General features: G+C 35.1%; 26 protein-coding genes and 1 riboswitch. Of the genes, 3 read left to right on the top strand and 23 right to left on the bottom strand.

Annotation, left to right across the window (positions count from 1 at the left end; translation table 11 throughout):
- Positions 1-339: 339 nt before the first annotated feature.
- The 4 genes from FOT98_RS30955 to FOT98_RS32670 all read right to left on the bottom strand — a co-directional run bounded on the left by FOT98_RS30955 (position 340) and on the right by FOT98_RS32670 (position 3,866).
- A complete protein-coding gene (locus FOT98_RS30955) occupies positions 340-1,389 on the bottom strand; it encodes a type 2 isopentenyl-diphosphate Delta-isomerase (RefSeq protein WP_063261763.1) in 1,050 nt (349 codons plus the stop codon).
- 12 nt (positions 1,390-1,401) lie between these two features.
- Positions 1,402-2,550 carry a 30S ribosomal protein S1 gene (gene rpsA / locus FOT98_RS30950; RefSeq protein ID WP_000229568.1) on the bottom strand — a complete coding sequence of 383 codons (1,149 nt, stop codon included), beginning with the start codon at positions 2,548-2,550 and terminating at the stop codon, positions 1,402-1,404.
- A gap of 334 nt (positions 2,551-2,884) precedes the next feature.
- The gene (cmk, locus tag FOT98_RS30945; RefSeq protein ID WP_000361261.1) at positions 2,885-3,562 is read right to left on the bottom strand and encodes a (d)CMP kinase; all 678 of its coding nucleotides are present in this window, start codon (positions 3,560-3,562) and stop codon (positions 2,885-2,887) included.
- A 130-nt stretch (positions 3,563-3,692) separates the two neighbouring features.
- Positions 3,693-3,866, bottom strand: coding sequence for a YpfB family protein (locus tag FOT98_RS32670; RefSeq protein ID WP_080467681.1), 174 nt, complete (start codon positions 3,864-3,866; stop codon positions 3,693-3,695).
- 180 nt (positions 3,867-4,046) lie between these two features.
- On the opposite strand from FOT98_RS32670, the gene ansA reads away from it, so the two are divergent.
- Positions 4,047-5,021: an asparaginase gene (ansA, locus tag FOT98_RS30940; protein WP_071721983.1), complete on the top strand. Its 975-nt coding sequence runs from the start codon at positions 4,047-4,049 to the stop codon at positions 5,019-5,021.
- Between the two features lie 37 nt (positions 5,022-5,058).
- On the opposite strand, the gene FOT98_RS30935 is transcribed toward ansA, so the two are convergent.
- From FOT98_RS30935 to FOT98_RS30880, 12 genes are all read right to left on the bottom strand, one after another.
- Complete coding sequence (locus FOT98_RS30935) at positions 5,059-6,039, bottom strand: YpdA family putative bacillithiol disulfide reductase (protein ID WP_063261764.1); 981 nt, start codon at positions 6,037-6,039, stop codon at positions 5,059-5,061.
- 109 nt (positions 6,040-6,148) lie between these two features.
- Positions 6,149-6,679 (bottom strand): peptidoglycan recognition protein family protein, encoded by a 531-nt coding sequence (locus tag FOT98_RS30930; protein ID WP_063261765.1) that lies wholly within the window; start codon positions 6,677-6,679, stop codon positions 6,149-6,151.
- 79 nt (positions 6,680-6,758) lie between these two features.
- A complete protein-coding gene (locus FOT98_RS30925) occupies positions 6,759-6,995 on the bottom strand; it encodes a DUF3961 domain-containing protein (RefSeq protein ID WP_001983018.1) in 237 nt (78 codons plus the stop codon).
- 93 nt (positions 6,996-7,088) lie between these two features.
- Positions 7,089-7,298: a hypothetical protein gene (locus FOT98_RS30920; protein ID WP_061677815.1), complete on the bottom strand. Its 210-nt coding sequence runs from the start codon at positions 7,296-7,298 to the stop codon at positions 7,089-7,091.
- 78 nt (positions 7,299-7,376) lie between these two features.
- Positions 7,377-8,663, bottom strand: a complete 1,287-nt coding sequence (gudB, locus tag FOT98_RS30915) for an NAD-specific glutamate dehydrogenase (RefSeq protein WP_000225171.1) — start codon at positions 8,661-8,663, stop codon at positions 7,377-7,379.
- A 345-nt stretch (positions 8,664-9,008) separates the two neighbouring features.
- Positions 9,009-9,617, bottom strand: coding sequence for a genetic competence negative regulator (locus tag FOT98_RS30910; RefSeq protein WP_001235391.1), 609 nt, complete (start codon positions 9,615-9,617; stop codon positions 9,009-9,011).
- 77 nt (positions 9,618-9,694) lie between these two features.
- The gene (locus FOT98_RS30905; protein ID WP_063261766.1) at positions 9,695-10,570 is read right to left on the bottom strand and encodes a MerR family transcriptional regulator; all 876 of its coding nucleotides are present in this window, start codon (positions 10,568-10,570) and stop codon (positions 9,695-9,697) included.
- Entirely contained in the window at positions 10,570-11,346 is a 777-nt protein-coding gene (locus FOT98_RS30900; protein WP_063261767.1) for a metallophosphoesterase, read from the bottom strand. The genes FOT98_RS30905 and FOT98_RS30900 overlap by 1 nt, the downstream gene beginning before the upstream one ends.
- A 58-nt stretch (positions 11,347-11,404) precedes the next feature.
- Positions 11,405-11,884, bottom strand: coding sequence for a LysM peptidoglycan-binding domain-containing protein (locus FOT98_RS30895; RefSeq protein WP_061677818.1), 480 nt, complete (start codon positions 11,882-11,884; stop codon positions 11,405-11,407).
- Between the two features lie 22 nt (positions 11,885-11,906).
- Positions 11,907-12,470 (bottom strand): CPBP family intramembrane glutamic endopeptidase, encoded by a 564-nt coding sequence (locus tag FOT98_RS30890; RefSeq protein ID WP_061677819.1) that lies wholly within the window; start codon positions 12,468-12,470, stop codon positions 11,907-11,909.
- Positions 12,470-13,999 (bottom strand): RecQ family ATP-dependent DNA helicase, encoded by a 1,530-nt coding sequence (locus FOT98_RS30885; protein WP_063261768.1) that lies wholly within the window; start codon positions 13,997-13,999, stop codon positions 12,470-12,472. Before FOT98_RS30885 ends, FOT98_RS30890 begins: the two co-directional genes overlap by 1 nt.
- Positions 13,989-15,050 carry a YpbB family protein gene (locus FOT98_RS30880; RefSeq protein WP_063261769.1) on the bottom strand — a complete coding sequence of 354 codons (1,062 nt, stop codon included), beginning with the start codon at positions 15,048-15,050 and terminating at the stop codon, positions 13,989-13,991. Before FOT98_RS30880 ends, FOT98_RS30885 begins: the two co-directional genes overlap by 11 nt.
- 284 nt (positions 15,051-15,334) lie before the next feature.
- Here FOT98_RS30880 and FOT98_RS30875 point away from each other — a divergent pair, with 284 nt between their 5' ends.
- Positions 15,335-15,583 carry a ferredoxin gene (locus tag FOT98_RS30875; RefSeq protein WP_001151994.1) on the top strand — a complete coding sequence of 83 codons (249 nt, stop codon included), beginning with the start codon at positions 15,335-15,337 and terminating at the stop codon, positions 15,581-15,583.
- 123 nt (positions 15,584-15,706) lie between these two features.
- Here the strand turns inward: FOT98_RS30875 and FOT98_RS30870 are convergent, their stop codons facing one another.
- Positions 15,707-16,285 carry an ECF transporter S component gene (locus FOT98_RS30870; RefSeq protein WP_000810850.1) on the bottom strand — a complete coding sequence of 193 codons (579 nt, stop codon included), beginning with the start codon at positions 16,283-16,285 and terminating at the stop codon, positions 15,707-15,709.
- Positions 16,286-16,447: 162 nt separating this feature from the next.
- A riboswitch (FMN riboswitch) is annotated at positions 16,448-16,587 on the bottom strand.
- 245 nt (positions 16,588-16,832) lie between these two features.
- Here FOT98_RS30870 and FOT98_RS30865 point away from each other — a divergent pair.
- Positions 16,833-17,519, top strand: coding sequence for a hypothetical protein (locus FOT98_RS30865; RefSeq protein WP_061677822.1), 687 nt, complete (start codon positions 16,833-16,835; stop codon positions 17,517-17,519).
- 28 nt (positions 17,520-17,547) lie between these two features.
- Here FOT98_RS30865 and FOT98_RS30860 read toward each other — a convergent pair whose 3' ends face one another.
- The 6 genes from FOT98_RS30860 to resB all read right to left on the bottom strand — a co-directional run bounded on the left by FOT98_RS30860 (position 17,548) and on the right by resB (position 24,556).
- Positions 17,548-18,162: a peptidoglycan DD-metalloendopeptidase family protein gene (locus tag FOT98_RS30860; RefSeq protein ID WP_063261770.1), complete on the bottom strand. Its 615-nt coding sequence runs from the start codon at positions 18,160-18,162 to the stop codon at positions 17,548-17,550.
- Positions 18,163-18,246: 84 nt separating this feature from the next.
- On the bottom strand, positions 18,247-18,828 hold the full coding sequence (locus FOT98_RS30855; protein WP_063261771.1) for a cob(I)yrinic acid a,c-diamide adenosyltransferase: 582 nt from the start codon (positions 18,826-18,828) through the stop codon (positions 18,247-18,249).
- A gap of 136 nt (positions 18,829-18,964) precedes the next feature.
- Complete coding sequence (gene resE / locus FOT98_RS30850; protein WP_080467683.1) at positions 18,965-20,740, bottom strand: sensor histidine kinase ResE; 1,776 nt, start codon at positions 20,738-20,740, stop codon at positions 18,965-18,967.
- Positions 20,740-21,456: a DNA-binding response regulator ResD gene (resD, locus tag FOT98_RS30845; RefSeq protein WP_000426862.1), complete on the bottom strand. Its 717-nt coding sequence runs from the start codon at positions 21,454-21,456 to the stop codon at positions 20,740-20,742. Before resD ends, resE begins: the two co-directional genes overlap by 1 nt.
- Positions 21,457-21,758: 302 nt before the next feature.
- The gene (resC, locus tag FOT98_RS30840) at positions 21,759-22,916 is read right to left on the bottom strand and encodes a cytochrome c biogenesis protein ResC (protein ID WP_061677825.1); all 1,158 of its coding nucleotides are present in this window, start codon (positions 22,914-22,916) and stop codon (positions 21,759-21,761) included.
- Between the two features lie 14 nt (positions 22,917-22,930).
- Positions 22,931-24,556: a cytochrome c biogenesis protein ResB gene (resB, locus tag FOT98_RS30835; protein WP_061677826.1), complete on the bottom strand. Its 1,626-nt coding sequence runs from the start codon at positions 24,554-24,556 to the stop codon at positions 22,931-22,933.
- Positions 24,557-24,655 lie beyond the last annotated feature (99 nt).

Genomic DNA, 24,655 nt, shown 5'->3' with positions numbered 1-24,655 from the left:
AATTACTATTATAATACCAATAACCGCCCATACTCATTGTCCCAATAGCAATAAGACTTATAATAGAGATTATGATTTTCTTACTTTTTCCATATCTCTCCCCGCAAACATGGCAAAAACAAGCCCCTTCCAATAATTCAGTTGCACACTTTCTACATTCCCTCATTTTTATAACCCCTTTTTCAAAAGAAACTTCAATAAAAAACATCTGTATATTCTTAAATTATAATATAAATCACCTATTTTTTCCAGTTTCAGGGTTATACGTAACAATAATTCCCTTCCCACTTTATAATTTGAAGAAAGAAAACAAAAAAAATCAACCAAACGGTTGATTTTTTATCTTCTACTATAATGCGTCGTATCAATACCACGCTGCGTTAACCAATGATATGTTTCACCCTTTACAACAAGAGGTACAGCCTGTAACTCTTCTATCGTCTTCGCACCTAGAGCTGTCATAATAAATTTCAAATCTGTATGTAAAAGATCTATTTCATCCACTAACTTCTCAATACCATCTTGCATTAAAATACGTAAAAAGTAACCAGCAAACGCAGTTGTATTCGCCCCTAATGCGATTGCTTTCGCTACGTCAAGCGCTGTTTGTATACCCCCAGATGCAATAAAAGAGAGGTTATTATTTGTAGAGGTTGCTTCAATAATCGAGGTTGCTGTTTGTATGCCCCAGTTATTAAAATAAGAAAGCATTCGTTGTCTTCTTTCATTTTCAACAGCAGCAAAATTCGTACCACCTTGTCCGCCAATATCAATTGCCGTTACACCTACGCTCGCTAACTGCTGCACGGTTTCCTTACTCATCCCAAATCCAACTTCTTTTACAATGACAGGAACTTTACTATTTAAAACAATTTTCTCAATGCGCTGAAGTACACCAGTAAAGTCACGGTCTCCTTCTGGCATTGTTAACTCTTGTATGACATTTAAATGAATTTGCAATGCATTCGCTTCAATCATATCAACTGCACGCTCTGCCTGTTCGATAGTTGCCTCACTACCTAAATTAGCAAAGAAAATACCATTTGGGTTTACTTTTCTAATAATCTTATAAGAAGCAGCCTCACTTTCATCTTTTAACGCCGCCATTTGCGAACCTACAGCCATAGCAAGATTATGATGTTTCGCTACATATGCTAATTGCTCATTAATATGTAACGTTTTCTCTCCTCCACCACCAGTCATCGCATTGATAAAAATCGGCGAACTTAGTGAAAGTTCGCCGATTTTTGTTTCACATGTTATTGTGTCATAACTTGAATTTGGCAAACCTTGATGCACAAAATCAATATCATGAAAGCCATGCGTACGAGACTGACCAGTAGAAAGAGCGTATTCAATATGATCTAATTTACGTTTTGCCCTTACCACTTGTACCCCTCTTTATTTCTTTAATTTTTTCAGTTGTTCACCAATAATATCACTTAATTGGAAAGTAGCAGAATCAGCATTTGGTTCATACTGACTGTAATCTTCAATTACATTATTTTCCTCAAGCGCTTCTTTTATACTTAAAGAAATACGTTTCTCTGCTACATGGACTTCAAGCACTTTCACTTTCACTTCTTGTCCCATTTCCAATACTTCACTTGGATTTTTCACGTGACGATTTGCAATTTGAGATACGTGCACAAGACCTTCAACGCCAGGTAAAACTTCAACGAATGCACCGAATGTAACAAGACGTTTTACTACTCCCTCACGAATATCTCCAGCTTTTAGTTCGCCAGCCACATTTTCCCAAGGTCCTGGTTGAGCTGCTTTAATTGATAAAGAAATACGTTGTGTATCAGCATCAACAGATAACACCTTCACCTTTACCTTTTGCCCTTGCTCTAATACTTCAGAAGGTTGCTCTACACGTTCGTGTGAAATTTGTGAAATATGAACTAAACCGTCCACACCACCAACATTTACGAAAGCACCAAAATCAGTTAATCGTTGTACTGTTCCTTCAACAACGTCGCCTTCTTTTAATGAAGAGATTGCTTCTTTTTTCTTAGAATCTAGCTCTAATTCTACTACTGCTTTGTGCGAAAGGATTACACGATTTTTTTCGCGGTCTAATTCAACAATTTTCACGGCTAATGTTTTGCCTTTATAGTCAGTAAAATCTTCTACATAATGTACTTCTACAAGTGAAGCTGGGATAAAACCACGAACACCAAGGTCCACAACTAATCCACCATTCACGATATCTTTTACAGTCACATCAAATACATGACCAGAAGTAAATTTCTCTTGTAATTCTACCCATGCCTTTTCTGCATCAACAGCACGTTTAGATAAGACAAGATCATCCTCTTCTAATTTAATAACCTTTAATTCTAGTGTTTGATCCAATTCTACTACATCGCTTGCTTTTTCAATATGAACGTTAGCTAATTCACTAATTGGAATTACGCCATCTGTTTTGTATCCAACATTTACAAGCACTTGTTTCTCTTCAACCTTCGTTACAGAACCTGTAACAACGTCACCAACTTGTAATTCTTTTGAATCCATAACTTCTTCATTCATTTTCTCTACCATGGAAATACCTCCCTACAGAATTGACAAAGCATTTTTTATGTATATACGAAATGAAAACGAATGTTTTCATTTGCATGTTTAAGAATTTATCATCACATACTCAGTTTTCATACATTTCACTAGAAAATATATTAAACCTATATAAATAGTATACAGCAAAATCATCTTGAAGAAAGTATGTTTTGAAATATAATAGCGAATATATTCTGAAAGTTTTATCCCTCTTTTACTAACTTCTTACAAATCCGATCATTTGTCAAGGAAAGAGGTTCACAATTCACGTATCCTTTACATTTCTATACAAACAAAAAAAGAAAGAGGCTCCCCCCTTTCTTTATTTCGCAAACACTCCCGAAACAATACTCATAATTTTTTGGACAACTTCTTCAATTGATAAAGAAGTTGTATCTAATTCCAATGCATCATCAGCTTTTTTTAGAGGAGAAACTTCGCGTTCTGAATCTAATTTATCACGCTGAGCAATTTCTTCTTTTAACTGCTCTAAATTAGAATCGAAACCTTTATTCATATTTTCTAAATGTCTTCTTTCTGCTCTTTCTTCAACAGAAGCAAGCATAAAGATCTTCACTTCAGCATCTGGTAACACATGTGTACCAATATCACGGCCATCCATTACAACGCCGCCTTTTTCCGCTAACTCTTGTTGACGACGTACCATTTCTTCACGAACAAGACGATGTTTTGCCACAATAGATACTCGATTCGTCACATCAGGTGTACGAATTACTTCAGAAACATCTTGTCCATTTAAAAATACAAGTTGTGTATTTTCTCCTTGCTGAAACTCAATATTCACATTTTTTACAACTTCCATTAACTGCTCTTCATTTTCAATGTCCACTTTTTGCTCAAGGGCTGCATATGTAATCGCACGATACATTGCGCCTGTATCAATATAAACGTAAGAAAGTTTCTTCGCTACTACTTTCGCAACTGTACTTTTTCCAGCAGCTGCTGGACCATCTATAGCAATTGAAATTCGTTTATCCATTGTAACACCTCATTTTTTCACTTATAAAACAAAACGAAAAGCAGGCATTCTCTCCTGCTTCTTCTCATTTGCTTCACGTCATTAAATCCTCAATTATTGTAGCATAATCCTTCATAGAAGAAAATGAAAACTACCTATTCACCTGTAAGATTTCTACTTTGTTTTTTACCATGACACCTTCATAATAAACAATTTTAGATAAATATTTCACTGATGACTTATGTATAAATAACAATTGCACAACCGAAAGACAAATGAATTGTATTACTAATATACGAATAATAATTTGCTCCACCTTTTTCAACGTAATTGCTCCCTCCTATCCTATATTTACACTTTCCGTTTCGTGGTTTTACACATCGTACATATAGCAGCTAACTTTATTGTCATTTTCGAGGCATACTTTTATACATTTCCATTGTCGAATTTACTCAAAACATGTTATGTTCTAAATGTATTTTTTTACTTGAAAGGGGTATAAGCATTGAAAAGAATCCTAGTTTTACACACAGGTGGAACAATTGCAATGGAGGAAGATAAAGAAACTGGGGTCGTACAACCAGGTGAAAAAAATCCTCTTTTAAAATTTATTCCTGATTTAGAAGGCGATGTTGATTTAATCGTTGAAGACGTGTTCCATCTACCATCTCCTCATATGACACCGAGCGAAATGTTACAATTACAAGTCATCATCGATGAAAGAGTAAAACAAGACAACATTCATGGCGTAGTCATTACGCATGGTACGGATACATTAGAAGAAACAGCCTATTTCTTAGATTTAACAGTACAAGCAACTATTCCAATCGTTGTAACAGGCGCAATGCGTTCTAGTAATGAATTAGGTGCTGATGGTCTATATAACTTCTTATCGGCTGTAAAAGTCGCTAGCTGTAGTGAAGCAGCTGAAAAAGGTGTTCTAGTCGTATTAAACGACGAAATTCATTGCGCTACAAATGTAACGAAAACACATACAAGTAACGTGGCAACATTCCAGAGTCCACAGTATGGACCAATTGGTATGGTAACAAAGCGCGGCGTTGTATTCCATCACGCTTTAGTACATCACGAAACATATTCAGTAAATAAAGTTTCTAAAAACGTAGTTGTTCTAAAAGCATACGCTGGTATGGACGATACATTGTTAGCAGCAATTGAAAACCTTCCAGTAGACGGGATTGTTATCGAAGCACTTGGACAAGGTAATTTACCTCCAAGAACACTTCCTAGTCTAGAACGATTAATAAACAAAGGAATTCCTGTCGTATTAGTTTCTCGTTGTTTCAACGGCATAGTTCAAGATGTATATTCATATGAAGGTGGCGGCAAGCAATTAAAAGATATGGGTATTGTATTCACATACGGTTTAAATGCTCAAAAAGCACGCATTAAATTATTAGTTGCATTAGAGAATACAACTTCTCATGAATCAATCCAAAATATGTTTATGCACGATTAAAAAAGAAGCTGTCGAAATTTATTTCGACAGCTTCTTCTTACATTTCTCTCGTTGCAATGGTTTGCGCAATCGCATCCCCATGAAATCGACCGTTCTCAATAAATATTTCATTTGCATTATTTCCAGCAGCAATTACACCTGCAATGAAGATATTTTCAGCGTTCGTTTCCATTGTATCCTCTGTATAAATTGGGCGTCCTGTTTCCTCATCAATCCGAACACCCATCCTCGTTAAGAAACTATGATCAGGATGGTAACCAGTCATCGCAAATACAAAATCATTTTGGATTGTATATGCCTCATCATCAACTGTAAACGTTAATGTATGTTCAGTAACTTCTTTCACGTGAGCCCCGAAATGCATTTGAATTGTGCCGCTTCGCACTAATGCCTCAAACTCCGGCAAAATCCACGGCTTAATGCTCGGAGAGTACTCACTTCCGCGATATAAAACTGTTACACGCGCACCGGCTTTAACAAGTTCTAACGCCGCATCTACACTCGAGTTTTTCCCACCTATAACTACTACATCTCGATCAAAATAAGGATGTCCCTCTTTAAAATAGTGAGCTACTTTCTTCAATTCCTCACCTGGAACATTCATATAATTTGGATTGTCATAATATCCAGTTGCTACAACAATATATTTCGCTATATATATTTCTTTACTTCCGTCACGCTTTGTCGTTTCAACTTGAAAAACGTCTCCATCCTTTTGAACTTTCTCCACTCGCTCAAAAGCATTTACACGTACAGATTTACGCTTTACTACTTCACGATAATACGCAAGCGCTTGATTTCGAACAGGCTTACGATTTTCTGTAATAAAAGCTACATCACCAATTTCTAATTTTTCACTAGAAGAGAAAAATGTTTGATGTGTTGGATAATTATAAATCGCATTTACAATGTTTCCTTTTTCAATTACTAACGGGTTTATCCCTACCTTTTGCAACGAAATTGCTGCTGCTAATCCGCACGGACCGCCTCCAATTATGATAGCTGTTTCTTTCTGCATACTCAGCTCACTCCTAGTCTTCTACCAATACGCTATTTATAAAAACAAGAAAAAACCTACTTACAGCAGTAGGCACCTATCTTTATTGTATTCATTTTTCATATATTTGTCATCTAAACGAAACGTACATCCGATAGACATCTGCTAAAAACTGCTGAAATTTAATACCTTGTTTCCCTAATACATTTTCAGGATCAATCTTTCTAGCTGGGTCAAGTGTTTTATGTGATACGATATCTTTTTTCGGATTCAAGCCGAAGTTTTGACATAAATACGCATGATACCACGTAAAACGGGTATATGCTTCCCAAAAGTTAACATCACCGCCATAACAAAGTTCCACTCCAATGGCAGCCTTATTGGCATCATAACCATATAAGTCATTATCTGTCGGCACACCATATCGAACATGATAGGCTACTTCATTTATAGGAACAATTTCCAATATTGTTTTATCATCTATAAATGTATGTGCCGAAGCTTTCGGTTGTATTTCATTAAAGTAATCCCGATTCCCTAGCGCATTGCTACCAGGGTTCCCCGTATCATGACTTACAATAAATCTTACTTTAGAAAGAGGAATTCCCGGTCGTGAACTTCCATACCCAATATAGTTACGCTCTATAGGAAACATCGCCATTACTACCAACTCCCACTTCAGAAGATTACCTTACTTCTTTATATATGTATTCGGTAGCAATGTCCTTATCGCATATTTCTTACGCGAAGAGAAAATCGAAAATATTTGATGTGAATACCATAAATAATAAAATACTTACAGCAACTCCATAAAAACCGTAAAACCAAACACAATCTTCTTTCGTATCTAAACCGAAAAATTTATTTACTGATTGTAATAATGTGCCACGCTTACTTTGTTTGTTTCTTAATACTTCCACTCGTTCTACAACATCTGCTGGCATCATAAATCTTTGGTCTACTGTCATTTTCATCATTTATCTCTCCTTAAAATCATTTCCGTTTTGTTTATCTAAGGAAAGTATAGCACGTTTGTTCGTGTAGAACAAGCGTTCTTTTTTATTTTTATTTTATTTTTCAACAAACCAATTAATAATTACCAATATAACAGCGATAATTGGTCCTACTATAACCGCACCAAATATTAAAAACAGCAGTCCTTCCCCGAACACCCGAACGATACTTGTTTTTGGGGCTTTCGTCGTTCTCGCAAGTTCTCCCTCTAACCTCTTAACTTTTTCTTCTAATTGTTCTACTCGTTCCATCATTTCATTTTCCATATACACCACCTCATTCTTATACTTCAACAAAAAAACGTGATTCCCTCGAAAGGAATCACGTTTTCTCATAATATAATATTATACCCAACCTCTGAAGCGACTTGCTTCAGCCATTTTACGAACACCAACCATATACGCCGCTAAGCGCATATTCACTTTACGAACTTGTGCTGTTTCATAAATAGAATCAAATGATCTTACCATTACTTTTTCTAAACGTTGTTCTACTTCTTCCTCAGTCCAGTAGTAACCTTGGTTATTTTGTACCCACTCAAAGTAAGATACTGTTACACCACCAGCACTTGCTAATACGTCCGGAACAAGTAAAATGCCGCGATCTGTTAAAATTTTAGTTGCTTCTAATGTTGTTGGACCATTTGCAGCTTCAACAACGATTTTCGCTTTAATATTGTTAGCATTTTCTTCTGTAATTTGGTTCTCAATTGCAGCTGGAACTAAAATGTCGCAATCAAGTTCTAACAATTCTTTGTTTGAAATTGTATTATTAAATAGTTTTGTTACTGTACCGAAGCTATCACGACGGTCTAATAAATAATCAATATCTAATCCGTTTGGATCATGCAATGCACCGTAAGCATCCGAGATTGCAATAACTTTCGCTCCTGCATCATGCATAAATTTAGCTAAGAAGCTTCCAGCATTACCGAATCCTTGAACAACAACGCGTGCACCTTTAATATCAATGTCGCGTTTTTTTGCAGCTTCGCGAATACAAATTGTTACACCTTTCGCTGTTGCTGTTTCACGTCCATGTGATCCACCTAATACAAGTGGCTTACCTGTAATAAATCCTGGTGAATTAAATTCATCGATACGGCTATACTCATCCATCATCCATGCCATAATCTGAGAGTTTGTGAATACATCTGGAGCTGGAATGTCTTTTGTCGGTCCTACGATTTGGCTAATTGCTCGTACATAACCGCGGCTTAATCTTTCTAACTCACGGAATGACATTTCACGTGGGTCACAAATAATTCCACCTTTACCTCCACCGTATGGTAAATCAACAATACCACACTTTAAACTCATCCAGATTGAAAGTGCTTTCACTTCATTTTCTGTTACATTCGGATGGAAGCGAATTCCACCTTTCGTTGGACCAACAGCATCATTATGTTGTGCACGATATCCTGTAAATATTTTAACAGTCCCGTCATCCATACGAACTGGTATTTTCACTGTCATCATACGAATTGGTTCTTTTAATAATTCATATACTTCGTTTGGATAACCCAATTTTTCTAATGCTTCACTAATAACAATTTGTGTCGAATTCAATAATTCAAAATGTTGTTCCCTTTGTTGTTGTGTTTTTGTTTGAGTTCCCTTTTCGGCTACCATAGTAAGTAAACCCCCTGTAATTTCACTTGTTTAGTAAACCTTCATTGCCTAGTATACACCGTTAAATTTGGAATGCAATAGAAAACGCTAACAAATATATACAAACTATTTTCTGTTGCAAGCGTTTTCACTATCATTATAGTCCTTTTATCACTTTTAGAAAAGTAAAATACTTAAATATTTAAATATTTTTTATTTTACTTATATACAACACCTTAAGAAGATACTTTTAAGCAAAAACGCCCCAGTATTGATGATTCCCACTTTACCATTGATCATTTTGACATTTTCAGACCAATATTTTAGATTTTTCCAAATAAAAAACAAAACCTTAGCTTTGTTATATTAGCTAAGGTTTTGTTTTTTCACAAAGTAATTGTGTATTTGTTCAATTGCTTGAGAAGCCATTAATTCTTTACCATACTCCATTAGACGATAAATAGTTGCTGTAGACGGATTACCATATTCCGCTAAAATAGCTATAAAATCTGCCTTCAGTAATTGAACTTGCTCCTCTTCTTCCATCCAAAGATAGAAACGACCATCCCACGTATATAGTTTTCCGCCAGTTACATCAAGGTTATATAAACGATTCGACAGGTTAATTACATCATCTAGTGTAGCAAACTCATAAAGTATATGCTCGCTTTCATCTAGAGTCACTTGCATTTCAATAAACTCGTCACGGAACTCATCATCTGTATCCACATCTTGATGTTCTTTCGTTACAATTACGACCATTCCTTGCGCTTGTAGAGAAAATACTTCAACTGCAATCGGACCATCCGCTTCAAATCCTAGTTCCTTATTTGCTTCCTGCATCATATCACGAAATAATTGCTGTACTTTCGGTGCATTTCTCCACAAATCTTCTTTCGTTAATCCTCGTTCAGATAAATCATCAAATGTTAAGAAAATTTTTATCTTATTGTAATTTAATCGTTCCAGCCTCATCTCATACCCTCCCTACGTAACCAATGAATATAATTTTTATTATATGAAATAGAAAATAGATGGTTCTTTTCGAACAACTATTCTAACATTTTTAACCAATCATCCCATTCTTCTTTCGTATCACCAATTAGGCGTGTTTGAATGTTCAACTGATCTTGAGCACTTATTTCTCCTATAAACCCAACCGAAAGGTTCTCATTTTTTTCTTGCAACAAATTCATGTCGTCCATCACGTTCTTAAGTTCTCGTCCGTCAGCAAAAGAGACTACTACATATGTAGGTTGTATTTGCTCAGCAGCTAACAAAATACCATCTTCCACTAAGCTTGACCTAATATATATCACCTCATATCCCTTTAAGCGTAAATACGTTGAGAAAACAAACCCTTTCAACATATTATTTTCTAACACGACAACTTTGTGTATAGAAGAAAATGATGATGCATTATGATACACCATTCCTAGTCGAGTTTGTAAAAATGATACGACATATTGAAATTGCATCAATGTAACTTCATTATTATTTTTTAACGTTAACAATTTATTTGACACTTGAAGAACAATACTTGCTATAACTTTTTCTGTTGCATAAATACTAAAAGCCTCGTTTAACAATGCAGAAGTTGTAATTTCATCAAATTTTAACAAAGCTTGTAGTAAGTCGTCCACTAAAACAACTTCTCTATCGAAATGTATTTCTTTTTGAACACTACGCTGCAAACGATTCCCTTCTAATAATTGAACTGCTTGTCCAATCATCATGCCGGAAGAAACCTTGTCCATTAACCATTTCAAAACTTCAATATGCTCTTCTGTATATAATCGATGTCCCGCATGATTCCGCTTTGGGGCAATAATTTGATATCGTCTCTCCCATGCACGAAGCGTACTCGGCTGAATTCCAATTATATTCGAAACAGCTTTTATGTTATATTTCCCGTTTAGAGTTGGCATCATTTCCCTCCGCATAACGTAATAATATGTGTTTGAGCAGGTGCTCGGAAGCGAAGTGGAATCAACGTTGTTCCATACCCATTACTAACAAAAAGAGTCATATTTGAATGCTTATATACGCCACCTTTTAAATGTTTTTTAGATGGGAATAATCGAATCTGTCCCCCATGTGTATGTCCACTTAAAACAAGTGAAATTTGTTCTTCTCCAGACATTTTATTTATTATATCAGGGTTATGGCTAATTAATATGCGAAAACCATCTTCTTTGCAATCAGCCAAAGCCAAATCTAAACGATCACGTTTTAAACCAACATCATCTACACCAAGTAAACAAATTTTTTCTCCTCGTTCAGACTCAAATACAACTCTTGTATTATCTAAAACTTTCACATTATTTTCTAATAACAAAGCATCTAATTCATGATATTCAATCTCATAATCATTATTTCCCCATACAAAATATACAGGAGCTATCGCTCTTAACTTTTGTATATTTGCGGAGATTTTTGATAAAGGGACGCCTCTTTCCGCTAAATCACCACCAATAATTACAAGGTCTACTTTTCCTTTTACTTGTTCAATTAACGAACTTGAAATGACCCTTCTATGAATATCAGAAATAAAAAACACCTTTACTTCTTGAAAACTTTCCGGAAATTCTTCAAATATTAAAGTATGTTCTAACACAGTATTACGCATCGCTTCTGTATACATTACAAGAAGAAATATAATACCAATACATATGAGAGTACTTAATAAGATAATCCATATCATATATTTTTTACTCCCCTCCTCATAAAGAGAATCCTCAATTTATATAGTAGGTATGTTACTAGCTATCCTGCTTTGCGGAATTATCTTTTATCGGAATTTTTAATTCTTGACCTATATTCACTTCATCTTCTTGTAAATCATTATACTTTTTAATCACTTCGATCCCAGTTTCATCTGAAAAATATTGCTTCGCTATACTTTCTAAAGTTTCTCCCTCTTTCACCGTATGCGTTACTACTTTCTCAGATGGTGCCCCGGATTCAGATTTAGCTGAATCAAAGAAAATGACCTCAAACGCACTTTTCCCAGCGTTATTACCATCACTTTTCACCTGAATATATTTATCTGTATACCATAAGATACTAATTGGTAGTAATATGAATAGAAATGTTAAAACTCGGACGAAAATATGATTCATTTTAAACTTTTCTTTTTTCTCTTTATTTCTATGAATTTCACTACGCGGCGGTAAACTTTCTTTTTCTTCCACTCGCTCAACTTCTAATTCCTCTTCAAAATCAGGAATTCGTTTTCTCATGTTGTTCACCACCACCTTCCATTTATTTTCTTAATTGGAGTCCCATTATAAAATCAACAAGAAAGTGTGCAAAGATTGTTATAAACAAATTTCCTGTCCATTCAAATACATAACCAAAGACAAAACTAATGAAACAGACGAAACAAAACAAAAATGGCTTTTTTATATACCGAATATGTAATACTGCAAATACTAAACTCGCTATTACAATTCCAAAGTGAGTCTGCACTACACCTCTAAATAGAAATTCTTCTGCAAAACCGATAATGAACGTAATAACGAGTAGATGCATAACTGACATTCCTTGAAACATTCTATCGTTAATACCACCATCATCAAACCAAGACTCTGGAAATACTCGCATTGCAACATAATCTAATAACACAATACCAATCGCTAATAAGCCACCTATTATAAGTATAGACACCGGTTCCCATTTCCACAGACTATACACCGATTTTATATCTCGGAATAATATATATGCTAGTAAACAACCGATACCGATAATAATGAACTGTGTGATATACAGGTTCAGCCTTATTTCTTTCGGACTCATATCTTCAATATTATGCCTTTGAATGTTCATCATTCCCCCATCTTTTCTAGACCGAAAAGCTTTTGTAACTCTGTTTCCCAATTATAGTCGAAATCCGATTGTTGCGCTTGTCTTTTTTTATAATCTGTTTTTGTAATACCACAATAGTCACAGCAATTTTTTAACTCGTTCTCTTTTCTATAACCGAACTGTTGCAGCAAATATTCACGTCTACATCCTTTCACTTGCATCCATGATTTCATGTTTTCTAGCTCACTATATTTATTACGCAGCCTTATTTCTACTTCAGCTATTAATCTGTTCATAATTTCATCTGACAAGCTCTTTAATTTTAATTTTCGCTGTTGTATGATTCCAAGTTTCTCAAGATGATAGCGGATGAAACGCCAATATTGTTCATTAAATCTTGCTGCATTATAACAAATTTCTTCTACCTCTTCTATTGGTAATTCTTTCGTTTGAAACATTCTTTCTTGTAGTAAAGAAAATAAAAATTGTATTTGCGACTGACTTGGCAATTCATCTTCAATTATTGAAATTGGCAAATCGTGATCTAACGGACTACATAGTAAGATAGCTATACTCGGTTCACCATCTCTTCCAGCTCTTCCGATTTCTTGTAAATAGGAAGCTATATTAGTCGGATAATGGAAATGAATAATATAGCTCGTATTCGACTTATTTACTCCCATACCAAAAGCACTTGTACATATTACAAGCTGCAACTGGTCATTCATAAACTGTTGTTGAATTAACATACGCTCTTCATGTTCCATACCACCATGATAAAAAGCGACACCAGTCACGCCTTTTCCTCTTAAATATTCCGTTAAACGTTCTGTCCACGCTCTACTTGAACAATATACAATTCCTGTCCCTTGTAAATACATCACCTGATCCAAAAGCGCTTCTTTCTTCTCCTCTATCGTCTCCACAAATTGTACTTCCATTGCAATATTTGGACGATCAATAGAGTATACATGCTGCGTCACTTTCTTCAAATCTAAACTCTCCGCTATATCTCGTAGCACATCTTTCGTCGCTGTTGCCGTTAATGCTAGCACCGTAGGAGACCCGATATTCTCAATGACTACATTTAGTTTTTTATAATCCGGTCTAAAATCATAACCCCATTGTGAAATACAATGAGCCTCATCCACAACAAATAATGAAATATGAACTTTCTTCAATTCTCTTATTAACACTTCCGACTGCAACATCTCTGGTGATACAAAAATAAATTTATATGAAGCTAATTTTTTCATCGCTTCTCTTTTTTCATGTAATGTCCGAAAACTATTAAATGCTATTACTCGGTTTTTCACAACATATTTTAATTGTGTAACCTGATCCTCCATCAAAGATAATAATGGTGATACAACCAGTACTGTTCCTTCTTGCATTAGCCCTGGAAGTTGATAGCACATAGACTTCCCTCTTCCAGTCGGGAGCATTGCTATAACATCTTTTCCTTCTAATAAATCTGTAATTACCCCTTTTTGCCCTGGTCGAAATTCAGAATATCCAAACCATCTATATAAATATTCCTCAAGCTTCATTTATACCCTCCATCCGCGCCAATACAAGACGGACCTCAAAATAAGAAATCCCCTCTCCAACCGCTTGTTTCAACTCACGCAACTTACGTGTTTGTAATGCTTCAATTACTTTTGTTACTTTATCTATTTTATCTTTTTCCATAAACATCTCGATTGAAAACTCTTTTTCCCGCAACGCAATTTCAACAAAATGATCTTCTATCGTTGCAACCTTTAAATTTCTAATTGTCGCTATTTCTTCTAAAGAACGTCCTTGTCTCCAAAAATTATATGTTTTTTTCGTTGATAAACTAAATAATTCAGCTCTCTCATTTGGGTAAGATATAATTTCCGCTAACAGCGGAAATTCATTTTCTTTATCGCGAACTTCTTGTATAAAGAAGTGAATTGTACCCCAAAATAAAAAATACACCCGAAATATATCTTGTTTCGTAATTTCCGCTAATTGCTGCAATGTACAACCGATACGTTCATATCCTGTTAATCGATATGTTACAATTGTCGCTTCTACCACATCACCTTTTCCTAAAAGATTATGTATTTCTTTCCATAATCTTTTAGCCAATTCACTTCTCCTATACGGTATACCTGTTAAAAAGCGTTTCACCCACACCGTTATTTCTGTATCTTGTTGAATAGGAATAAACTTTGTATTATTCTGTTGTAAATTAGATATAGTTTGAATAATTAATGATACTCTTTTCCAAAATGTTTCACCTAATTCTCCATAGTGCAAACCATGTAAATGCGCGGGAAAAGCATACACTTCCTCCCATGTTTGTAACTGCACTTTACCTTTAGATGTTAACAAATATGTATTTTCATGTATTTCTTGAATCAAATCTGCTTGCAACAACTTTGCAACTTCACGATCATAATCTGTTCTATTTAACGATTTATATATTCCAAACAAAAAAGAAATTCGGAACATATTTCCATCTTGTAACGTTTGTGAAGATCGTTTTCCTTTTAATAAATAATAAATAGAAGAAACGGTCCTTTCACCATTCAATTGTTTTAAACAATACAATACAGTATATTGTAGTTGCATTACCGCTTCCACCTTTCAATCTAACTTAGTTACTTTTTAATATGATTGCACGATTAAACTTATCATATCGGCACTATGTACTTGTATATAGTATATTGTACCAAACGAAATAACATTTACGTATTTTGAAAATCTTGTGACATAATGCAAAAATTAGTTGACACTCTAATTGATAAGGATTATCATTATAATTTTATGTTGAAAAGTTTTAAAAACCGTTTTACAATAAGGTTATAATTTTTATGGCGAGCTTTTCACATACATATTATCAGGAGGGAAAAAAGATGGCAAAATATACAATCGTTGATAAAGATACTTGTATCGCATGTGGTGCTTGCGGCGCTGCTGCACCAGACATTTATGATTATGATGATGAAGGTATTGCATTTGTAACGTTAGACGATAACCAAGGTATCGTTGAAATTCCAGATGTATTAATTGAAGATATGATGGATGCATTCGAAGGTTGTCCAACTGACTCAATTAAAGTTGCTGACGAATCATTCGACGGCGACTCTTTAAAATTCGAATAGTTTTTTATTAACTTCAAAAAATATCCCTCATTAATATGAGGGATATTTTTTGTTTTCTATTTTCATTCTATTTAATAAAAAACCATTAGTAGTTCCATACTACTAATGGTTTTATTTTATATTTTATGCATTTTTCATTTTTGCAAACACCCATACTTTCAGGCGTGAGAATAACGCTACAAATACAATTGTCACAACAATTCCTTTAATCAAATTAAATGGTAAGATTGCCGTTACAACCGTTGTTTTTATAGCCTCGCTAGACATAGCTGGTGAATTTAAAAACCAAGTGTAAGCTGGGAATATAATGATGTAATTTAATACACTCATGATGAGCGCCATTGTAATTGTCCCTAGCATTAATCCTGTCGTTAAACTCTTAACAGTACGATACTTTCTAAATAAGAAAGCTGCCGGTCCAATAAATAAACATCCTGCAATAAAGTTGGCAATTTCTCCAACTGGTACTCCCGTTAAACTCCCTTGAATCCCGTAATGTAAAATATTCTTTATCGCCTCTACAATTATCCCTGCAACTGGTCCAAAAATAATCGCAGCAATTAAAGCTGGTACATCACTAAAATCAATTTTTAAAAATGGCGGAAGCCCTGGAAACGGGAAATCCAACATCATCAGTAAATATGCAATACTACTTAGCATCGCTACACTCACCATCTGCACTACACTGTTTTTTTGTTTCATCTTTCTCTCTCCTTTTCCATCGATCTTCTCATGGAAAGTGGAAAGGTTCTGCTATGCCTACTTTTTCATAGAACGAAAAAACCCTTTGTGTTTTACACAAAGGGAGAATTTAAGGCACATCAAACAGACGTTCAAATCCATATCTTTTTTGAACGCTTGAACCTCCATCTTCTCCCATCCAGACTATACTGTCGGCTTTGGAATCACACCAAATCCTGCCTTAACGGCTCGCGGGCTTAGAACAAAATCACATATAGTTCATCACCGCCGGTCGGGATTTTCACCCTGCCCCGAAGATAGACCGATATTCTATTTTCCACTTCATTATACAACAACATGATCGTGTTGTGAACAAAAAAAGTGTAACTTATTAAAAATAAGTTGTTAATTTTATATAATTGAAACCAATCACTATACTTTACAATACACCCCATATTTTTTAGTATTAGGCATTTCTCCTATGAATCCACTAGTCATATATAGTTAAAAGTGATAAGATGTTGAATTGTTAAGATAAGAACATTTTCTGGATTATGGAGGAAATGTCATGAAGAAAGAAAAGAGACACTCTATTCGAGAAGCAATGAAAAAAAACTTAAGAAAAGAATACTTTTACTTAAAAAAAGAATTACTTTTCCACTGTCCAATTGATTTAGGCACATTCTCAAGCGAGACATACTATGCTGCTTTCGATGAAGATGGCATCAGTATTTATCAGTATGATAAAAAAACAGAGAGTAAATTAAAATTGTGTGAGCGTCATCCGTGGAAGAGTTGGAATAAAGTGAAGATTGATCACTACTTGACAACTTCACAATTTATTTTTCAAGGGGAGCGAAACTGGATATTATCCCTTTTCCAAAAAGGAAAAGAAGCTCAAAAAATAATTGAAGAGCATACATCTTTACAAACTGAAGTTGTTTCCCGCTCTTTCTTAAAAAAACTTCCAGGGTTCCGTTCTAATGCACCGTTGAATAAATACATCGGCAGCATTTGCTACACTGCACTTATTGCATTTTTATTAAAATGGATGATTCCATTTCAAGCACCACAAATTGCCCTGTACTCCATTTCAATCGGTTGTATGCTTCTTGGTCTACTTTGTTTGACAATCGGTTTAATTGAACCAACAATTGTACTGTTTCGGACAAACGAAAAAACAAGAACAAAAGTATTTTACTTATATAGCTACTTAGCTATTTCTGGATTTATATGTGTCTTTATTTTTTGGTAAAAGAAGAGCTAGTTAAACTAGCTCTTCTTTACTTTACGTATAATTGTTGATTTGGATAAATCCGATCTTGCTGCAGTCCATTTTTTTCTTTAACTTCCTTAACTGACATACTAAATTTCCGTGCAATACTAACTAAAGTGTCCCCTTTTTGGACGACATATAAGGATGAGGAAACGACTTCATTTCTCTGTTCATGTAAAACAAGCAATGGATTCATCGCATTCTTTTTCGCCATCGTCCATCTCCCTTGATGAACTTCTAAATGTAAGTGTGCACCTCTCGATTCTCCTGTATTTCCTACTTCTCCAATTATTTCTCCTTTTGAAATATAATCCCCTTGAACTACATATCTCTTATTTAAATGTGCATACACGGCCTCATATTCTCCATGTTTAATAAATACAACGTTTCCATAACTACTTGAATAATAAGACTTTGTTACCTTACCATCTTGAATAGCTGCCACAGGCGCGCCAATCGGTGCCGCTATATCTATACCGTAGTGTTTTCCGTGCCTTGTCCCAAAATAATCACTTATCTGCCCTTCAACAGGCCATGTCCATTGATTTCCCTCTGCGTACACATGTAATTGAGATAAAAACAGTACTATCAATAACATGACACCACATTTTAACACTTTCATATACATCCTCCGTTTTCTAATTAACACCATACCTTCTCTATTTTGGTATATTACAGAAAAAAGTATACAAAAAAAGAAAGTGAATCACTCCACTTCCTTCTCTTTTTTATCACGAAAAACGATTGCACTGCGATTATACTCCACATCTTTTACTTGTAATCGAGCGTTTACTATTCTAGCTACCGCAAACAAATAATCAGATAATCTATTTACATACTTTAGAACAACTTCATTTATTTCCCCTTCTTTTTGCAAGGATACTATACAGCGTTCTGCTCGCCTTACAACTGTACGTGCCATATGAATAGCAGCTGCCGCTTCGCTTCCACCTGGTAAAATAAAGCGCTCTAACGGCGGGGCTTCTTCTATATACGAATCAATCCTTCTTTCTAAGCTTTCGACCATTTCAATCGTTACTTTATAAGGAATTTTCCTCTCTACTACCGCCAAATCTCCCCCACAATCAAATAGTTCATGTTGAATATTTTCAAGTTCATTGTAAATTTCTCCGAAAGACCCGCCTTGTAGCTTCGTCATTGCATATCCAATATGAGAATTCGCCTCATCTATCGTGCCATATGCTTCAACTCTGATATTATCTTTATCCACTCTGCCGCCTATTACACTTGTTGTCCCTTTATCTCCTGTTTTCGTGTATAATTTCATCGCTTCACGACACCCCTCTTATTATTCTTCATTCGACTAAGATAGAAAAAAGTTCTACTATTATTTATTTAATTGATTTTACAAAAAAATAAAAAACAGTAGAACTTTATTCATTATCAACTTTTAAAACGTATATCTAAATTATACGATTGGGTAAATATACAGAGAATGTAGTTCCCTCTCCAACAACACTTGAAACAGCAATTTTGCCATCATGGCCTTGTACAATATTTTTTGCAATCGCAAGCCCGAGTCCGGTTCCAACTTTTTTCCCACGTGTTCTTGCTTTATCAGCTTTGTAGAAACGATCGAATAAAAATGGAATATCTTCTTCTGGAATGCCAGCACCCGAATCTTGTACTTCAAAAATAAGACCATTATTTTTCATATCAATTACAAGCGTTACATGTCCACCTGCATTCGTATGACGAATTGCGTTATCAATTAAATTCGTCAATACTTGTTCCATACGATCTGCATCAAACGGGTATTGCTCAATTGGATTTTGGAAATCAACCGTTAATGCGACTTCTTTATCCTTTGCAATTCCTTGGAATTTACGGCCTATTTTTTCAACGAAAGGATGAATATCAACTTCACCTATATGTAACTCTACATTACCACTTTCCATACGCGCTAAGTCTAATAATTCATTTACAAGTTTACCTAAACGAACGGATTCATCATAAATGATTTGAACAAACTCATTAATTTCTTCTTTCGTTTGCACAATATCATCTAAAATCGCTTCACTATATCCTTGAAGCATTACCATCGGTGTACGGAGTTCATGTGATACGTTCGCAATAAAGTCTTGACGCATTTTCTCAAGACGACGTTCTTCCGTCATATCACGCAATACAGCTACCGCCCCGCGAATTTTCGTTTGGTTGTAAAGCGGCGTCATAAGAACTACATAGTTCCCTTTTTGTAAGTTAATTTCAACTACTTGTTGTTGTTCACTTTCTACAACGAGATGGAATAGTTCAACAAGTTCAGAAGGTAGCTTTTTACTTAGCTCTATTTCTTTTTCTTCTTGCCAAACTTGTAAGAAATGTTCAGCCGGTGGATTGATTACAACGACTTCACCTTCTTGATTTAACGTAATAACCCCATCTGCCATACTACTTAAAATACTAGCTAACTGTTCTTTTTCTTGCTGCAGAGCATTCATATTAAACTTCAACTGTTTTCCCATTTGATTTAAGGCTGTTGCAAGCTCACCAATCTCGTCCTGGGATACCATAGGAGCTTTCGCATCAAACTTCCCACGCGCCACCTCAAAAGCAACCTCACGCATTTTACGGAGTGGTGCTGTAATTCGAGTAGATAAGAAGAATGCAAAGAAAGTTGTTAATATAATCGCAATCCCTGCTGATAAGAATATAAAATCAGTCGTTCTCTCCATACCTTGTATCGGAACTTTTAAAGATTCGTATACGAACACTGCACTTTGATTTTTCGACTGCACTGGTTTTCCGACAATCATAATATCATTTTCAGTGTTTTTATTCTTTCTACTATTAGAGGCTTTTCTAATGTTATTCTTAATTTCTTTTTTGTCTGTAAAAACAGCCGCTAATTCTTTATCTTCTTTCAAATCATCCATTGTAAGAGTAACTAACCCTTCTTGTTTCGGCGAAGAAGAGATTTCTTTACCATCTTCTACAATAATAATCCTTGAAAGAGGATCAGAGAATTTGTACGCGATATTCTCAATCGTTTTTACATCGGCGCCTTCTTCAATTAACTCTGAAACACTTGTTGCAACCTTTTGAAGCCTAGCTTCACTCATATCAACATAATATGTTCTAAAAAACTGTGAAAGTAAAATCGCAACAAATCCAAGCACAAACGAAACGAGAAGTAATATGGTCATCCATAACTTCCCTACTACACTTCTCCAAAGCATCAGTCGTTCACAACCTCAAACTTGTAACCTACGCCCCAAACGGTAACAATCATCTTTGCAGCATCTGGTGATTTTTTGCTTAACTTCTCACGTAAACGCTTTACATGCGTATCAACTGTACGTAAATCTCCGAAGAATTCATATTGCCATACTTCTTTTAGCAATTGCTCACGATCAAATACTTTATCAGGCGCTTTCGCTAAGAATAATAGTAATTCATACTCTTTCGGTGTTAAGTTCACTTCATTACCATCTGCTGTAACACGGTGTGCATCATTATCAATTGTTAAATGAGGGAACACAGTAACATCTTTTGTCGTTGTATCTTGTGTAAAGAATGTTGTTGGTACAGAACGGCGTAAGACCGCTTTCACACGAAGCACTACTTCACGTGGGCTAAATGGTTTCACAATATAATCATCAGTTCCTACCTCAAACCCTTGTACTCGATTTACCTCTTCACCCTTTGCTGTCAGCATAATAATTGGCGTCGCTTTCTTCTCACGAACCCCTTTACACACTTCAATACCATCTTTACCAGGCATCATAAGATCTAATAGGATCAAATCGTAATCATTTTGTAACGCCATTTCTAAAGCTGTATCGCCATTGTCTGCTTCTTCAATTGTGTATTGTTCTCTTTCTAAATACATTTTCAACAAACGACGAATACGATCCTCATCGTCTACGATTAAAATTCTTGATTCATTTTCCATTTCTACCCGTTGCGTATTTTTACTACAACGGTTTACACCTACCCTTCTACACTAGTATGTTGCGCTATTCTCGTTTATTTAAGCAATCTTCTAAATGTTTCACTTTCCATATTATGCTTCACAAGAATAATAAAGTTTGTTCAATTTTTTTCCAAAACTATGTATTTTTTTTGAACAGTATATAATGTCCTCGACATCATTTTACAAAATCAACCGCTACTTTGTCATGTTTTTCTCAAAAAAGAAGAAAAGTTGACAAAAATAAAATAGGAAAGTGACATTCACTCTCCTATTTTATTTCTCTATGCGTATGAATGTAAACCCGCGATAATTAAGTTTACTACAATAAAGTTAAACATAATGATTGCAAAACCAATTACCGCTAACCACGCTGACTTCTCTCCATGCCACCCTTTTGATAAACGTAAATGTAATACCGCCGCATAAAAGAGCCAAGTAATAAGCGCCCAAACTTCTTTTGGATCCCAGCCCCAAAAACGTGTCCACGCTATTTGAGCCCAAATCATGGCGAAAATTAATGCACCTAATGTGAAAACTGGGAATCCAATTGCAATAGATCGATATCCAATTTCATCTAACAAATCACTATTCGTATTTTTCACTAACGGCTGAAGCGCCGCTGATACTCGTTTCCGTAAAACAAGTCTTAATACGATATAAAGTAAAGTTCCTATTAACACAGACCAAATTACAGTATTTAATTTTTTCGCATTTACAATCGCTGGAACTTCAACTGTCGGCTCGAATTTATTTTCTGTCAATAACTTTCCTTCGTGTGGTCCCACTAAAGCCGGAAGGTTGTACTTCATTTCCACTTGTTGTTCATTTTTATCAACCCATTGAAACTTCGCTTCATATTTCATACTAGAAAATACTGTTGTTACTCCAATAAATCCAACTGTACAAACAAGTGTGAACACGACCGCTTCTAACCAAAATGTTCGTTTACTTCTCGTTGATTGATCTACATTCTTCAATAAATACATAACGCCCGTAATAAAACTAATTGCTAAAATTGCTTGTCCTGCTGCTGCAGTCGTTACGTGAATATGTAACCAATTACTTTTTAAAGAAGGAATAAGCGGAGATATTTCCCTCGGAAACATACTTGCATAGGCAATTAATAAAAGTGCAACTGGTAATGCAAAGAGTCCGATTATGCTTACGCGATACATAAAATACATGACAATAAATGCTCCGACAAGCATCATACCGAAAAATGTACCGAATTCAAAAAAGTTACTAACCGGTGCATGTCCTGATGCAATCCATCTCGTAACAAAATATACTGTTTGTGCAATAAACCCTAAGATTGTAATCGTTATTCCTATATTTGCCCATTTATGACCTTTTTCTTTAATTGCTCCTCCGAAAAATAAAGTTGCAATTAAATATAAAATAAATGCGGTAAAGAGAAAGTTACTACTTATTTGCACCATATCGTTTCCCCACCTTAACTAATTTTTTTATCCACTACTTTATCGCTTGGCTGCGGAATTGTTGTACCTTCTAGTACTCTTTCAATATCTTTCTTTAAACCGAACCAATTTTTATTCGTATGTCCTGCAATCCACCATTCATCATTAACGCGTTGTATCCAAATACGGCGATGATTCCAATACATCCCTTGAATGACACCAACCATAAATATAAATCCTCCAATACCGAGAATCCAAAGCGTTAAATCTTTCCTTACAGTAAGTGCTGTTGCATTTTGCATTTCCACACCTGCAAACGACATTTTATATTTATTATTTCCATCAGGTTCTATATTTTGCTGAATACCAACAAAACTCACTTCACCATCTGGTGTTTCAGGCGTAAACATTTTAAACACAAATGCAGGGTTGTTTGGTAATTTCGTTTTTGTATTTGGTCTTCCACTCTCATCAAAATAAAAATCAGGGAAATAGCTTAATAGTTCTAAAGAATAACCGTTTCCTAAATCATATTTTTCTGTAGGATTCGTTAAATCAACTTTAATCGGTCCCCACTTTTGATTATTTTCTTTGTTTTGCAAGTTAAAGGACATACTTTTAAATTCACTTTCTTTGTAATCCACTTGATAAACAGCAAATTGATCAAATTTCATTGGCTCATTTACTCGAATTTCCGCTTCTTTTACTTTTTCTAATTTTGGTTTTTGTCCTGCTATATTTTCGCCGACCACTTTATACAATACAGCATTCGTTTGGAAGTTTTTTGCAATCATCTTATCGCCTACACGATCAATCGCTTCATCAAAAACTTCCTTGTCCTTACTTTTATCATAAACTTCCTTTATAAACTTCTCGTTTTTTAAGTAGTATTGCCCATCCGTTCCAGGTATTTCTTTCGTTTCACCATCACGTAACCAAAGCGCTTCATCTACGTACATACTCGGTAAAAAACGGAGCATTGCACCGAATAAAAATATAATGAGACCGATATGATTCACATATGGACCCCAGCGTGAAAACCGTCCTTTTTCAGCTAAAATGTTACCGTCTTCCACTTTCACGTTATAGTTCGTTTTCTTTAAATTCATTTGGATTTTTTCCAAATCACCATCTTGCGGTGTACCAGTGCCGTATAATCTTTGTCTCTTTAAAAAGCTAGGGTGTCTTTTCACCCCTTGCTTCTTTAAGGCTTTATAAAGCGGAATAACACGATCTAAACTGCATATCACAAGTGAAATACCAATTGAAGCAATTAAAATCATATACCACCATGAACCGTATAAATTATTAAATCCTAATTGATAGTATAATTGCCCTAAAAATCCGTATTCTTGCTTATAATATTCAGCTGGTGCAATCCCTGGAGTTATGTACATTTCTTGTGGAAAAATAGTTCCTATCGCTGATGCAGCTAAAGTGATTACAATGAGCCATACCCCCACTTTTACAGAAGAGAAAAAGCTCCAAATTTTATCGACTATTGTTTTTGTTTGCGTGAGAGATCTCCGAGCACTCCCCTCATAGCGCATATCCAATAGTTTTATATTCTCATTGCTTTCAAATGGTTTCCCACACGCTTCACAAAAAACAGTTCCTATCGGATTAACATGTCCACATTCACACTTAATTTCTTTCAACACTCTCACCGCCCTTGTATCTATATGTACTATTGTATATTCTAACCTTGAGTTACCGCAATACTCAGAATTTTTAAACCAGAGGCACTATATGAATGCACC

Origin of the sequence: Bacillus sp. HY001, from assembly GCF_007558965.1 — a bacterium.
Lineage (GTDB): Bacteria > Bacillota > Bacilli > Bacillales > Bacillaceae_G > Bacillus_A > Bacillus_A mobilis.
This window is presented reverse-complemented; position numbering and strand designations above follow the sequence as displayed.